Annotated in this window: 13 protein-coding genes and 1 tRNA gene; 10 read left to right on the forward strand and 4 right to left on the reverse strand. The window is 60.1% G+C overall.

Annotated features, from left to right (window positions below):
• Positions 1 to 14: 14 nt before the first annotated feature.
• The gene (rapZ, locus tag B5M06_RS02915; RefSeq protein WP_054066741.1) at positions 15 to 929 is read left to right on the forward strand and encodes an RNase adapter RapZ; all 915 of its coding nucleotides are present in this window, start codon (positions 15 to 17) and stop codon (positions 927 to 929) included.
• A gap of 88 nt (positions 930 to 1,017) precedes the next feature.
• Here rapZ and mutY read toward each other — a convergent pair whose 3' ends face one another.
• From mutY to mutM, 3 genes are all read right to left on the reverse strand, one after another.
• The gene (gene mutY / locus B5M06_RS02920) at positions 1,018 to 2,091 is read right to left on the reverse strand and encodes an A/G-specific adenine glycosylase (protein ID WP_054066740.1); all 1,074 of its coding nucleotides are present in this window, start codon (positions 2,089 to 2,091) and stop codon (positions 1,018 to 1,020) included.
• A gap of 49 nt (positions 2,092 to 2,140) precedes the next feature.
• On the reverse strand, positions 2,141 to 4,108 hold the full coding sequence (locus B5M06_RS02925) for a dynamin family protein (protein ID WP_054066739.1): 1,968 nt from the start codon (positions 4,106 to 4,108) through the stop codon (positions 2,141 to 2,143).
• Positions 4,109 to 4,187: 79 nt separating this feature from the next.
• Positions 4,188 to 5,024, reverse strand: coding sequence for a bifunctional DNA-formamidopyrimidine glycosylase/DNA-(apurinic or apyrimidinic site) lyase (gene mutM, locus B5M06_RS02930; RefSeq protein ID WP_054066738.1), 837 nt, complete (start codon positions 5,022 to 5,024; stop codon positions 4,188 to 4,190).
• A 56-nt stretch (positions 5,025 to 5,080) separates the two neighbouring features.
• Between mutM and B5M06_RS02935 the strand changes: the two genes are divergently transcribed.
• From B5M06_RS02935 to pth, 7 genes are all read left to right on the forward strand, one after another.
• A complete protein-coding gene (locus tag B5M06_RS02935; RefSeq protein ID WP_054066737.1) occupies positions 5,081 to 6,829 on the forward strand; it encodes a tetratricopeptide repeat protein in 1,749 nt (582 codons plus the stop codon).
• A 5-nt stretch (positions 6,830 to 6,834) separates the two neighbouring features.
• On the forward strand, positions 6,835 to 7,356 hold the full coding sequence (locus B5M06_RS02940) for a lipoprotein insertase outer membrane protein LolB (protein ID WP_054066736.1): 522 nt from the start codon (positions 6,835 to 6,837) through the stop codon (positions 7,354 to 7,356).
• A gap of 42 nt (positions 7,357 to 7,398) precedes the next feature.
• Positions 7,399 to 8,262, forward strand: coding sequence for a 4-(cytidine 5'-diphospho)-2-C-methyl-D-erythritol kinase (gene ispE / locus B5M06_RS02945; RefSeq protein ID WP_054066735.1), 864 nt, complete (start codon positions 7,399 to 7,401; stop codon positions 8,260 to 8,262).
• Positions 8,263 to 8,306: 44 nt separating this feature from the next.
• Positions 8,307 to 8,383 (forward strand) — tRNA-Gln (locus tag B5M06_RS02950).
• Between the two features lie 42 nt (positions 8,384 to 8,425).
• Positions 8,426 to 9,385 carry a ribose-phosphate pyrophosphokinase gene (locus B5M06_RS02955; protein ID WP_054066734.1) on the forward strand — a complete coding sequence of 320 codons (960 nt, stop codon included), beginning with the start codon at positions 8,426 to 8,428 and terminating at the stop codon, positions 9,383 to 9,385.
• 128 nt (positions 9,386 to 9,513) lie between these two features.
• Complete coding sequence (locus tag B5M06_RS02960) at positions 9,514 to 10,131, forward strand: 50S ribosomal protein L25/general stress protein Ctc (protein ID WP_054066733.1); 618 nt, start codon at positions 9,514 to 9,516, stop codon at positions 10,129 to 10,131.
• Positions 10,132 to 10,253: 122 nt separating this feature from the next.
• Entirely contained in the window at positions 10,254 to 10,907 is a 654-nt protein-coding gene (gene pth / locus B5M06_RS02965) for an aminoacyl-tRNA hydrolase (RefSeq protein WP_054066749.1), read from the forward strand.
• Between the two features lie 59 nt (positions 10,908 to 10,966).
• Here pth and B5M06_RS02970 read toward each other — a convergent pair whose 3' ends face one another.
• Positions 10,967 to 11,218, reverse strand: coding sequence for a YfhL family 4Fe-4S dicluster ferredoxin (locus tag B5M06_RS02970; protein ID WP_054066732.1), 252 nt, complete (start codon positions 11,216 to 11,218; stop codon positions 10,967 to 10,969).
• Between the two features lie 204 nt (positions 11,219 to 11,422).
• On the opposite strand from B5M06_RS02970, the gene B5M06_RS02975 reads away from it, so the two are divergent.
• Both B5M06_RS02975 and B5M06_RS02980 read left to right on the forward strand, forming a co-directional pair.
• Complete coding sequence (locus B5M06_RS02975) at positions 11,423 to 12,385, forward strand: ABC transporter permease (protein WP_054066731.1); 963 nt, start codon at positions 11,423 to 11,425, stop codon at positions 12,383 to 12,385.
• On the forward strand, positions 12,382 to 13,227 hold the full coding sequence (locus tag B5M06_RS02980) for an ABC transporter permease (protein WP_054066730.1): 846 nt from the start codon (positions 12,382 to 12,384) through the stop codon (positions 13,225 to 13,227). Before B5M06_RS02975 ends, B5M06_RS02980 begins: the two co-directional genes overlap by 4 nt.
• The last annotated feature ends 18 nt before the right edge of the window (positions 13,228 to 13,245 follow it).

Raw genomic sequence — 13,245 nt, forward strand, 5'->3', positions numbered from 1 at the left:
GGGAAGGCAGGGATATGAAGAATTTGGAGATTGTGCTGATTACCGGCATGTCCGGTTCAGGCAAATCCGTGGCTTTGCATGCACTGGAAGACACAGGCTACTACTGCGTGGACAACCTGCCGCCCGAACTGCTGGGCGACTTTATCCGCCTGCAGCGCGCACAGCAGCGCAACCGCGTGGCCGTCGCCATTGATGCCCGCAGCGCCACCAGCCTGCCCAATCTGCCGCGCGAGCTGGAAAAGCTGCAGCGGCTCAAAGCCTCTGGCCTGCGCCTGCATGTGGTGTTTCTGGACGCCTCCACCAACACCCTGGTGCGGCGTTTTTCTGAAACGCGCCGCCGCCACCCGCTGTCACAGGCCGAGGGGCCACAGGGCCCGGAGGCACGCGAGGCGCTGATTCAGATCATCGACCACGAGCGCGAGCTACTCGGCGAAATCCGCGAATACGCCCACGTCATCGACACCAGCGACATACGCGGCGCGCAGCTGCAAAGCTATGTGAAGCAGCTGCTGCAGGCACCGGCCAACCAGATGACGCTGGTGTTCCAGTCCTTTGGCTTCAAGCACGGCATTCCGGTCGATGCCGACTATGTGTTTGATGTGCGCATGCTGCCCAACCCCTACTACGACGTGCAGCTGCGCCCGCTGACCGGCAAGGATGCACCAGTGCAGGACTTTCTGCAGCAGCAGGCCGACGTGCAGACCATGCAGGCCCATATTGCGCAGTTTCTGGACCACTGGCTGCCGGTGCTCAACGCCAACCACCGCAGCTATGTGACCGTGGCCATTGGCTGTACCGGCGGGCAGCACCGCTCTGTCTATCTGGTGGAACAGCTGGCACAGCGCTATCAGCAGCAATGGTCAACCCTGCGCCGCCACCGTGAAATGGACAGCCGCGCGCTGGCAAATACCGTCACCATCGCTCACTAAAAAATAGCTGCTAGCGCTTATAAATAAAGCATTTCAGATATAAAAGTATCTGAAATACTTGCTAGACAAGCGCTGGCAGCTCTGTTTTTTATAAATCCTGCAGCAGCTTGCGCACCGGTGCTGGCAACCCCAACTGGGGCCATGCGGCCGGTGACTGCCACTGCCAGCCTGCGTCCTGCACATCCAGCGCAGGCTGCACTCCGGCCACATCAACCACCACAGGGTGCAGAAACAGATCACGGTGCGTAAGCACATGCAGCTGCGCAGGCCAGTCCTGGCGCGCCTGTACCTGCACGCCCAGCGTGGCCAGCTGCGTGTTCAACGCCTCTGCGCCGGCATAGACCGGCGGGCTGAACAGCCCCGCCCAGATGCCCGTGTCACCACCGCTGGAAGGGCGGCGCTGCAGGCAGAGATTGCCTCCCACATCACGCAACACCAGCAGCCACCAGGCCTGTGAGCCACGCTTGGTCTTGCGCGTCTTGACGGGATAGTCCTGCGGATTGCCACGCTGTGCAGCACGGCAGTCTGCCTGCAGCGGGCACACCAGGCAGGAGGGATTGCGTGGCAGACAAATGGTGGCCCCCAGATCCATCAGGCCCTGCGTGTAGCGCGGCATGCTGTGCTGCAAATCCTGCGTGGGCAGCAGGTCTTCAGCCATCGCCCACAGCACTTTTTCATTGCGGCTGCTCGACAGGTCTTCGCCAAAGGCGAGCACGCGCGTGAGCACGCGTTTGACGTTGGCATCCAGAATGGCTGCACGTTCACCAAAGCAGAACGAGGCAATGGCCGCTGCGGTGGAGCGGCCAATGCCCGGCAAGGTCGCCAGCACCTCGGCACTGCGCGGGAAAGCGCCACCATGCTCGGCCATCACCGCCTTGGCGCATTTGTGCAGATTGCGTGCGCGGCTGTAGTAGCCCAGGCCGCTCCACAGCGCCATCACATCGTCTTCGGGTGCAGCCGCCAGGCTGGCCACATCAGGAAAAGCCTGCAGAAAACGCTCGTAGTAGCCCAGCACTGTGGTGACCTGGGTCTGCTGCAGCATGATTTCAGACAGCCAGACGCGGTACGGGTCACGCGTTTGCTGCCAGGGAAGATAGTTGCGGCCATGCACGGCCTGCCACTGCACCACCTGCGTGGCAATCAAAGGATTCGGAACGCTCAAAGGAAGCTCGGGGGAAAGAGGAAGGTTCAGAGAGTCAGCGCAGCAGCACTCAGACCGCCTCGGGCACAACGGCTAGCTCCAGGGCCTGCGCCTGCGGTACCTGCAGCAGCTGCTGCGCCCACTGCGCCAGGCGCTGCTCCAGCTGGTCCAACTGCTGCTCGGCCGACTCAATCTCGGCAATGCGCTGCGCCAGGCCGCTGGCGGCTTCGTGGATGCGGTCTACCGCCTCCATGCGCCGGGCAAAGCTGCGCTTACGCTCCTTCAATTGTGCATCGAGCTGTGCCGTGGCGCTCTTGCTCCATAAATCCAGGTCATTGGCTGCGGATTCAAACACCGCACGCAGCCGCATGCCCAGCGCCTTGAGCATGCGCTGGCCGAACATGGGGTTGGCCAGCTTGAGCGTGTTGCCAAAGCTCAGGTACTGCAGATAGCTCTCTTCAATCTGCGCCAGCTCGCGCTCAAAGTCATGCAGCTGCAGATCACCTGGCGGCTGCAGCGAAAAGCCGAACTCCGCATTCAGCTCGCGGAACATGGCAGCCAGCATGGTCTGCACCTCGGCTGCCGCTGCACGCACCTGCGCACCCAGATCACGCAGGCGCTCAAACGTTGAGGCATAGACCTTGCGCACCCCCACCTTCAGCCCCGAATGCTCCAGCGCACCAGACAGCTGCTCCAGCTCCTTGCGCAGCGAAGTCGCGCCCAGCAGATGGAAGGCCTGGTTCATCAGCTTCAGATGCACGGTGCGCAGCGCCAGTATCTTGGCCGTGCTGTTCTCAAAGGCCTGCTGCTCCTGCTCAATGCGCTGGCGCATGCGACCAATCATGGACGTGTTTTTGCCGCGCAGGCTGCGCAGCTCCAGCATCTGTTCATCCAGATCACGGCGGCGAATCAGGATGGAACGCAGCACCTGCTGCTGCAAATGCGCCATGCCCTCACCCACCACGCTGCGCAAAATGCTCTGGCGATGGGCCAGAATGCCCTGGGCCAGCAAATCCTCAAACAAGGGCAGACCGCTTTTTTGCAGCAGTGCGGTGTTGCTTTCAATCTTGGCCACCAGCCCTTTCTGTGCCGACAGCGGCACGATGCGCGCCGGATCAATATCCAGAATCTGGGCGCTTTGCCTGCGCTGGCGGTTGAGCAACTCTTTGACTTCCGTGCCGGAGTCCAGGCTGCCCCACAGGGTGTCAATCTTGTTGAGCACCACCAGATACGCATCCCCTTCACGGTGGCAGGGCTGCAGGAGCCCTTTCCAGATCGCCAGGTCTGACTTGGTCACGCCCGTATCAGCCGCCAGCACAAACACCACGGCATGGGCCTGGGCGATGAGGTTGACCGTCAGCTCCGGCTCCATACCCACGGCGTTCAGGCCCGGGGTGTCCACAATCACCAGCCCCTGCCGGAGCAGCGGATGCGCCATATTGATCAGGGCGTGGCGCCATTTGGGGATTTCCACCAGCCCCTGCGCATCCACCAGCGGGTTTTCCACGCCGTCTTCATCGCTCCAGAAACCCAGCTGGCGGGCTTCGTCCACCGGCACCTTGCGTACCTGCGCCACATGGGCCATGGTCTGCGCCAGCTGGTCGGCATCATCCACATCCAGCGGCAGCTGCACCCAGGTGGAAGGGCGCTCACGCCACTCGGCCAGGCTGTAGGGCTGAGCACGTGTTTCAATGGGTAGCAGGCGCAGGCAGGGTTGCAGGCCGGTGTCGTAGCTCAGCTCGGTCGGGCACATGGTGGTGCGCCCGGGGCTGGCGGGCATGATGCGCCGGCCGTAGTGGGAAAAAAACACGGCATTGATCAGCTCTGACTTGCCACGGGAGAACTCTGCCACAAAGGCTACGCTCACCTTGTCGCCACGCAACAGGTTTTCCAGCCGCTGCAGCTGCTCCTGCACCGCCGCATCCAGCAGTTCATGGGCCGCCAGCCATTCCCGGAAACTGGCCATCTGCGCCGCAAAGCTTTTGCGCCAGTGGCTCAGACGGTCGAACTGCTCGCTAAATGAAGGTGAAGGGCCCACGATTTCTCCCTCTTCGCTGTGATTGCCTCTCAAAGCTTCTGAATATAACCAGACTGCTCATCGCCCGGCTACGCTTTGGCTAGAGCTTTTGACAAGAAGCACAGTAGTAGGTACTTCGCTGCCCCTGTCGCAGCAATACGACGGGGCGTGCGCAATGCACACAGGGCAGGCCCTCACGGCCATACACCTTGGTCTGCAGCTGGAAGTGCCCCGCCATGCCATCTGCGCTGGAAAAGTCCCGCAGCGTCGTGCCCCCATGCTCTACCGCCAGCGCCAGCGTCTCACGAATGGCATGAAACAGCCGCCTGGCCTTGATGGTACTGATGGTGTTGGCTGGTGCAGTCGGTGCAATACGGCTGGCAAACAGCACTTCAGACGCATAGATATTGCCCACGCCCACCACCAGCTTGCCACCCAGCAGCAATTGCTTGATGGGTGTGCGGCTGCTCTGCAGCCCATGCTGAAAGCGTGGCCAGCTGTAGCTTTGCTCGTCCAGCGGCTCCATACCCAGGCCATCAAGCAGTTTGCGTGCCACAGGGTCGTGCTCGCCCTGCGTGGCAATCACCGCACCAAAGCGGCGTGGGTCATGCAGACGCAGCACCCCGCGGTCTGTACGCATCTCAAAGTGGTCATGCTTGCCCGCTGGCGGCAGATCAGGCGCAAACCGCAGACTGCCTGACATCCCCAGATGCACCATGAGCATGCCGCGATCCAGATCCAGCAGCAGGTATTTGCCACGCCTGCGTACCTGCAGCACCTGGGCGCCCACCAGCTGCTGTGGCGCGCAGCCCAGTGGCCAGCGCAAGGGCTTGCCCATGGTGACAGCCAATATGTGGGTTCCCGCGATCTCGCGGGCAAAACTGCGGCGGGTGACTTCAACCTCTGGAAGTTCTGGATCTTGGCGTTTGGCGTACAGCAGGTAAAGGCTTGGATTATTATGGTTCGATGGTTTCCATACTTCATAAATGGCGCTTGGCCCTGATCACTTCCCTTGTTCTCGGAACACTGCCTGCTCAGGCCCAGAAGGCCCCGGCAGCGGAAAGCACACCGCCCATCGGCAGCCCTGCCAGCAGCACACCTCTGCCCTCCGCGCTGGACGGCGAGCTGTTTTACGAGCTGCTCGTGGGAGAGATGTCTGCCGCACAGGGGGATTTCGTCAACGCCATTGCTCTGCTGATGGAAGCCGCACGCAACAGCCAGGACGAGGCGATCTACCAGCGTGCCGCAGAGCTGGCCATGCAGTCACGTGCCGGGCCTCGTGCACTGTCTGTCGCCAATGAATGGCAGCAGAACTTTCCCGATTCGCGTGAAGCCAACCGTTTTCTGCTGCACGTGCTGCTGCTGCTCAATCGTGTCTCCGAGACGCAGGAGCCTCTGGCCCGTGAAGTGGCATGGACGGACCCCGCTGCCAAGACCGCTACATATCTAGGCATCCTCCAGCTCTATGGACGCGTTTCTGACAAGGCTCTGGCCGCTGCCGTCGTAGAACAAGCGCTGCAGCAGGATCTGCAAAACCCCAAGCTCGCTGCAGCTGCCTGGTCCACCATCGGCCACATGCGCCTGACGGCCAAGCAAAAGGATCTGGCACTGCAGGCCTTGCAGCATGCCCATGCCGCAGGCTCCATGGATTCCGCCACTGCCCTGCTGGCGCTGGAACTGCTGCAGGCCGGAGAGCTCGCTGCCGAGGCTCTGGTTCAGGAATACATGGCCAACGACCCTGCATCCCCGATACAGCTTGCCTATGCGCGCGTGCTGATCGGCCAGAACCGCATCGCGGATGCACAGCAGCAGCTCAACACTTTGCTGATGTCCAACCCGGAAATGGCAGAAGCCTGGCTGGTACAGGCCAGCGCATATGCACTGCAAAGCGACTGGAAGCAGGCGCTGAAAGCCGTACGCCGCGTGGAAAATCTGGCCAGCAAGCAGTCTCTTTCGTCTGACCCTCAGCAGGAGCAGGTACTCAGCGAAGCCTATTTGCTTGGCGGACGCATCGCCATGCAGCAAAAAGACTATGCACAGGCCACCCTCTGGCTGAACAAGATCCCCGACAGTGACAATGACCTGAACCTCCAGAGCCTCAAGGCACTGGCACTGGCCAAGCAAGGCAAGCTGGCACAGGGCCGTGCCTTGATTCGTGCTGTACCTGCTCAGTCCAAGGAGCAGATCATTCGCAAGCGCCAGGCTGAAGTTGCGCTGCTGCGCGACAGCAACGCAGTGCAAGAAGCCTATCTGCTGCAGCGCACGCTGTATGACCAGCATCCGGACAACGCGGACATTGCCTATGAAACTGCCATCCTGGCAGAGCGTGCAGGCAAGCTGGAGGTCATGGAAAAGATTTTGCAAGGCATTCTTGCCAAGCAACCCGACTACCACCACGCACTCAATGCCCTGGGCTACTCCTATGCCGACCGTGGCATACGACTGCCAGAAGCCAAGGAGTTGATTGAGCAGGCCCTGCAACTGGCGCCTGATGACCCCTTCATCCTTGACAGCTTGGGATGGGTGGAATTTCGCATGGGCAATCACGGCAAAGCCAAGGAGCTGCTGGAACAAGCCTACGCCCAGCGCGATGACGTGGAAATTGCAGCCCACCTCGGCGAAGTGTTGTGGGAGCTGGGCGACAAAAAGCGTGCCCGCAAGATCTGGCGCAAAGCCATGGAAGCAGATGCTGACAACAGCGTGCTGCGTGCCACCCTGGAACGTCTGCAAGTTCGTCCCTGATCACCATGCACACCAGCACACTCTCTTTCCTACTACATCGCCGAGCATGCTGGCTGGGACTGGCGGCCGCATTGGCACTGTCGGCATGCAGCACGCCACCTCGCCCACAGGACACCGCCCGCACATCCTGGAGTGGCCGCATGGGTCTGCAAGTGCATGACCCCATGGCACAGGAGCAGTCCTTCAGCGCTTCTTTCCAGTTGCAGGGCTCTGCAGAGCAAGGCCAGCTCGATGTTTTCAATCCGTTTGGCTCCCAGATTGCCAGGCTGCAGTGGACCCCGGAGCATGCAGTACTGCAACAAGGCAGTCAGATGCGCCACTCCGACTCCCTGCAGGAGCTGCTTCGCCTGAGCCTTGGCACAGAACTGCCAGTGCAGGCACTGTTCAGCTGGCTGCAAGGCCAGCCCATGACAGCTGAAGGCTGGCAGGTGGACCTCAGCCGCCACGCACAGGGCCGCATTACGGCACAGCGCATCAGCCCACCACCTCAGGCTACCTTGCGCGTGGTGCTGCAACCGCTTCAGTGAAGTAAATACCAGCGGCAGCCCAGGGCTGCCCCAAACTTTCTCATGCTCAGCCTGTACGACGTTCCGGCCCCGGCCAAACTCAATCTGTTTCTGCACATCACTGGCCGCCGTGCGGACGGCTACCACCTGCTGCAGTCGGTCTTCATGTTGATCGACTGGCAAGACCAGCTGCACTTTGAAAGCCTGCAGGGCAGCAGCGAAGTCTCTCGCCAGGACCTGAACCCCGGCGCTCCGGAGCTGCCCGCTGACGATCTGTGCGTGCGTGCAGCCAGAGCACTGCAGGCAGCCACAGGCTGCACACAGGGCGTACGCATTGCGATTGACAAGCACATTCCCTCGCAGGCCGGCATGGGTGGCGGCTCCTCGGATGCAGCCACCACACTCATCGCGCTCAACCGCCTCTGGAGGCTGGGGTTGAACCGCCAGCAGCTGGCAGACATTGGCGTGCGTCTGGGTGCCGATGTGCCTTTCTTCATTCATGGTCACAACGCCTGGGTCGAAGGCATTGGTGAGCACATCACGCCGCTGGAAGGCAATGCAGCCTTACCCGCCAGCAGCTTCTGGGTCATCAAACCCCAGGCGGGGCTGGACACGCCCAGCATCTTTCGCTCGCCTGAGCTCAAACGCGACACAAAGTCTGCTACAATTGCAGACTTTGCTGCAGATCACTACGGCTTTGGCCACAACGACTTGCAGCCAGTTGCTGAAGCGCTGTGTCATGATGTAACGCAAGTTACCAATTGGCTTCAATCCCAAGGATTGCGTGCTACAATGACGGGCTCAGGTAGTGCAGTGTTTGCACAAGACAGTAAAGACATTGATTTACAAGCTGCAAGCAGTAGCTGGCAAATCAAACTTTGCAAAAATCTGGATAAACACCCTTTGCTGCACTGGGTTCCAGAATAAACCAAGCTACCGGTTGATTGTTATCGACGACAATTGACCTGTGTAGGGGAGTCGCCAAGTTGGTTAAGGCACCGGATTTTGATTCCGGCATGCGAGGGTTCGAGTCCTTCCTCCCCTGCCAAATATCTTTATGCGTTTAAGCAAACCCAATACTGGGAAGCTCATGCAATCCAATCACTCTGAATTCGTGGTTTTTACGGGCAACGCCAATCGTGGCATGGCCGAAGAAATCGCCAAGCACCTCGGCGCGTCTCTGGGCGCAGCCGATGTTGGTCGTTTTTCTGACGGTGAAGTGACCGTAGAAATCAAGCAAAACGTTCGCACCCGCGACGTTTTTGTGGTCCAGCCTACATGCGCACCAACCAATGACAACCTGATGGAGTTGTTGGTCATGGTCGATGCCTTGAAGCGTGCTTCCGCACAAAGCATCTGTGCTGTGATTCCCTACTTTGGCTATGCCCGTCAGGATCGCCGCGTGCGTTCCACACGTGTGCCTATCACCGCCAAGGTGGTCGCCAACATGCTGCAGGCCGCTGGCGTGAACCGCGTCCTGACCATGGACCTGCACGCTGACCAGATCCAGGGTTTCTTCGACATTCCCGTGGACAACATCTACGCTTCGCCCGTATTGCTGGGTGACCTGAAGCAGAAGCAGTACGACGATCTGATCGTTGTCTCTCCTGACGTGGGTGGCGTGGTGCGTGCACGTGCACTGGCCAAGCAGCTGGGGTGCGATCTGGCCATCATCGACAAGCGTCGTCCCAAGGCCAACGTGTCGGAAGTGATGCACGTGATTGGTGACATCGACGGCCGCAACTGCGTGATCATGGACGACATGATCGACACCGCAGGCACACTGGTGAAGGCTGCCGAAGTCCTGAAGCAGCGTGGCGCCAAGAAGGTGTATGCCTACTGCACACACCCCATCTTCTCCGGCCCTGCCATCCAGCGTATTTCCGAAGGCGATGCGCTCGACGAAGTCGTAGTGACCAACACGATTCCTCTGAGCCCTGCGGCACAGGCTTGCGGCAAGATTCGCCAGCTCTCCGTGGCTCCTCTGTTTGCCGAAACCATGCAGCGTATTTCGTCTGGTGATTCGGTCAGCAGCCTGTTCCAGGACTAAACGTTTTCCCTTCGGAAAGCTGTGAGCCTCCTTCGGGAGGCTTGCGTTTTCCGAAATTTCATCCAAGGCAACAGCCTTGTTATCAACCGAGTGGGACTGGTCGCGGTCCACTCAAACTGGAGTTTGTTATGCAAATCGTCGCAACTACGCGCAATCTGCAAGGTACGGGTGCGAGCCGCCGCCTGCGTATTACTGGTAAGACCCCTGGCATCCTGTTTGGCGCTGGCCAAGATGCTGTGAAGATCGAAGTCGATCACAACAACCTGTTCCACGCTCTGAAGAAGGAAGCTTTCCACACTTCGATCCTGGACCTGGAACTGGACGGCCAGACCACCAAGGTTGTGCTGCGCGACGTGCAATTCCACCCCTTCAAGCCCCTGGTTCTGCACATCGACTTCCAGCGCGTGGACGAGAACACCAAGGTGGAATCCAAGGTGGCCCTGCGTTACGAAAACGCTGAGCAGTCTCCTGCTGTGACCGTGGAAAACGGCACTGTGACTCCTCTGATCACTGAAGTGTCCGTGCTGGCAGCTCCTGCCAAGACTCCTGAGTTCATCGCTGTGGACCTGTCCAAGCTGACTTCCAAGATCATCCCCGGTCTGCAGTCCGTGAAGGCTCCTGCTGGCGTGAAGATCATTGCTCGCGGCGCGAACAAGAACCCCGCTCTGGTGTCCGTGAAGCTGCCTGAAGCTGCTGTTGCAGCTCCTGTGGCTGCCGCCACCACCGACAAGAAGAAGAAGAAGTAATTCTTTTTTGCCTGTCGCTACAGCCTTCCGGGGCTGTAGGCAAAACAAATGGCCCACCTTGTGTGGGCCATTTGTTTTGCGGCGCACATACCGTGGACTTTGGCACATCCGATAATCGCAACATGATCAAACTGTTTGTGGGCCTTGGCAATCCAGGTCCGGAATACGAAGACACCCGTCACAACGCCGGCTTCTGGTGGATTGACGGGCTGGCACGTGAACTCAAGGTGCATCTGCAGCCCGAGCGCAGCTACTGGGGCCTGGTGGCACGCGCCAATGTACAGGGGCAGGCTGTGTGGCTGCTGCAGCCGCAGACCTTTATGAACCTGTCGGGCAAGTCGGTAGGCGCTCTGGCGCGCTTTTTCAAGATCAAGCCCGAGGAAGTGCTGGTAGTGCATGACGAGCTGGACTTTGAACCCGGCCAGGTCAAGCTCAAAAAGGGCGGCAGCCACGGCGGGCACAATGGCCTGCGCGATATCCACGCCCAGCTGGGCAGCCCTGACTACTGGCGCCTGCGTGTGGGCATTGGCCACCCCGGACAAAAGGGCGAGGTCTCAGGCTGGGTGCTCAAGAAGCCACCACAGGAGCAGTGGAACGCCATTCACGAGCAGATTGACCGCAGCCTCAAAGCCTGGCCGCTGCTGGTGGCGGGTGACATGGAAAAGGCCACGGCCCAGATCAACACCAATAAACCACCACGCCCCAAGCCACCACGCAAGCCAGCGCCTGAGCAGGCCGCAGGCACTGCGGCGCAGCCCCAATCAGGCCAAGCTTAAAAACATAGCTGCTTGCGCAGTATTGATAAGGGCTTTCAGCTTATTTATGCCTGAAACCCTTATTTTGCCTGCGTGAGCAGCTCATATTTTTTAAGCAGCACTTCGCGGCTTTCCATGAAATCCGGATTGACGGGAATGCACGATACCGGGCAGACCTGCATGCACTGCGGCTCATCAAAGTGCCCCACACATTCCGTGCATTTGTGCGGGTCGATTTCATAGATCAGCTCCCCCATTGAAATCGCATCATTGGGGCACTCAGGCTCACACACATCGCAGTTAATGCACTCATCAGTGATCATCAGTGCCATAGCGCACCTCCTTGGTCGAGATCGCCACCACGGCACAACGCGGGCACACAGGGCTTGAATACGGGGGACATCTGCCAATTATCGTGTGCAGCTGCCCCTCTCAGCGATATAGTCCGCACTTCCGTACTTCGCACTGCGGTTTTGCACCGGGTTTGCCGCTATGCTCGGGCCCACTTTTTCTGACCGCCTCACCCTCTCGTATTCATGAGTGTTTTTCTTGCCAGACACCTGCTCACACTGATTGCCACCTTGCTGGGTGCATCCGTGGTGGTGTTTGCCATGCTCGAAATTCTGCCGGGCAATGCAGCGCAGGTGCTGATGGGGCCGGATGCCGATCCGGAAGCCGTGGTCGCCCTGGCCGAGCAGCTGGGCCTGAACCAGCCTGCCCTGCAACGCTACGCACAGTGGATACAAGGCTTTTTCACAGGCCATCTGGGTGACAGCTATGCCTATGACTCCCCTGTGTGGGAGCTGATTCAGGAACGCCTGGCGCTGACCATTCCCCTGGCCCTGATGGCCATGCTGCTGACCACGGTGCTGGCCCTGCTGGCAGGGGTCTATGCGGCCTCGCACCACAACAAGCTGGGCGACATCAGCATCATGGGTCTGGCACAGCTGGGCATTGCCATTCCGAATTTCTGGTTTGCCATCCTGTTGATTCTGCTGTTTTCGGTGAAGCTGCAATGGTTTTCCGCAGGCGGTTTTCCGGGCTGGAGTGCCGAGGAAGGCGGAGGTTTCTGGCCTGCGCTGCAGGCACTGCTGCTGCCCGCCATTTCGCTCGCCGTGGTGCAGGCTGCAATTCTGGCGCGCATCACACGCTCGGCCGTGCTGGAAGTGCTGCGCGAAGACTTTGTGCGCACTGCACGCGCCAAGGGCCTGAGCCAGCGTGCCGTGCTCTGGGGCCATGTGCTGCGCAACGCCATGATTCCGGTCATCACCGTCATGGGCCTGCAGTTTGCCAATTTGCTGGCAGGCACCATCGTGGTGGAAAACGTGTTCTATCTGCCCGGTCTGGGGCGGCTGATCTTTCAGTCGATTGCCAACCGGGATCTGATCGTGGTGCGCAACTGCGTCATGCTGCTTGCCGCCATGGTCATCGTGGTCAACTTCATAGTGGATGTGCTCTACGCCGTCATTGACCCCCGCGTGAAAGCCAGAGACTTATGAGCCAGCCCTTTTCCGCCTGGCAGCGTGGCCTGCGACAGCCCAACCTGCTGGTGGGCATGCTGCTGAGCAGCTGCCTGCTGCTGTGCGCCCTGCTGTCCCTGATCTGGACGCCCTGGGACCCTTATGCCATGAACATGGATGCCAAGCTGCTGCTGCCCGACAGCCAGCACTGGCTGGGCACGGACGCCTTCGGGCGCGATGTACTCTCACAGCTCATGGTGGGTGCGCGCAGCTCCATTGCCGTGGGTGTGATCGCCGTGGGCATTGGCCTGGTCTTTGGCGTGGCCCTGGGCCTGCTGGCGTCTGCCCTGCGCGGCTGGGTGGAAGCAGTCATCATGCGCCTGAGTGACTTCACCTTTGCCTTTCCCGCCATTTTGCTGGCCATCATGATGACGGCCGTGTTTGGCCCCAGCATGGTCAACGCCATCATTGCCATTGGCATCTTCAATATTCCAACCTTTGCCCGCATCACGCGTGCCTCGGCCAATGCCATCTGGACGCGGGAATACATCACCGCCGCGCGTGCCTGTGGCAAAAACCGTTTCAGCATTACCTTCCAGCACGTGCTGCCCAACATCATGGGCGTGCTCATCGTGCAGGCCACCATTCAGTTTGCGCTGGCCATTCTGGCCGAGGCAGCCCTGTCCTATCTGGGCCTTGGCACGCAGCCGCCCCAGCCATCGTGGGGCCGCATGCTCAGCGATGCCCAGACCTTGATGTTCCAGGCCCCACTGTTGGCCATCTTCCCCGGCGTGGCGATTGCCCTGTCGGTGCTGGGCCTGAACCTGCTGGGCGATGGTCTGCGCGATCTGCTGGACCCCCGCCTGCACCGCCAGCGCTAAGCCCTCAGAAAGACTGCC

The sequence above is a fragment of the Comamonas kerstersii genome (assembly GCF_002056725.1).
Taxonomy (GTDB): Bacteria; Pseudomonadota; Gammaproteobacteria; order Burkholderiales; family Burkholderiaceae_C; genus Comamonas; species Comamonas kerstersii.

Coding starts and splice junctions, on each gene's coding strand:
- rapZ (WP_054066741.1), top strand. CDS start 15: ATGAAGAATTTGGAGATTGTGCTGATTACCGGCATGTCCGGTTCAGGC.
- B5M06_RS02940 (WP_054066736.1), top strand. CDS start 6,835: ATGCACACCAGCACACTCTCTTTCCTACTACATCGCCGAGCATGCTGG.
- ispE (WP_054066735.1), top strand. CDS start 7,399: ATGCTCAGCCTGTACGACGTTCCGGCCCCGGCCAAACTCAATCTGTTT.
- B5M06_RS02955 (WP_054066734.1), top strand. CDS start 8,426: ATGCAATCCAATCACTCTGAATTCGTGGTTTTTACGGGCAACGCCAAT.
- B5M06_RS02960 (WP_054066733.1), top strand. CDS start 9,514: ATGCAAATCGTCGCAACTACGCGCAATCTGCAAGGTACGGGTGCGAGC.
- pth (WP_054066749.1), top strand. CDS start 10,254: ATGATCAAACTGTTTGTGGGCCTTGGCAATCCAGGTCCGGAATACGAA.
- B5M06_RS02970 (WP_054066732.1), bottom strand. CDS start 11,218: ATGGCACTGATGATCACTGATGAGTGCATTAACTGCGATGTGTGTGAG.
- B5M06_RS02975 (WP_054066731.1), top strand. CDS start 11,423: ATGAGTGTTTTTCTTGCCAGACACCTGCTCACACTGATTGCCACCTTG.
- B5M06_RS02980 (WP_054066730.1), top strand. CDS start 12,382: ATGAGCCAGCCCTTTTCCGCCTGGCAGCGTGGCCTGCGACAGCCCAAC.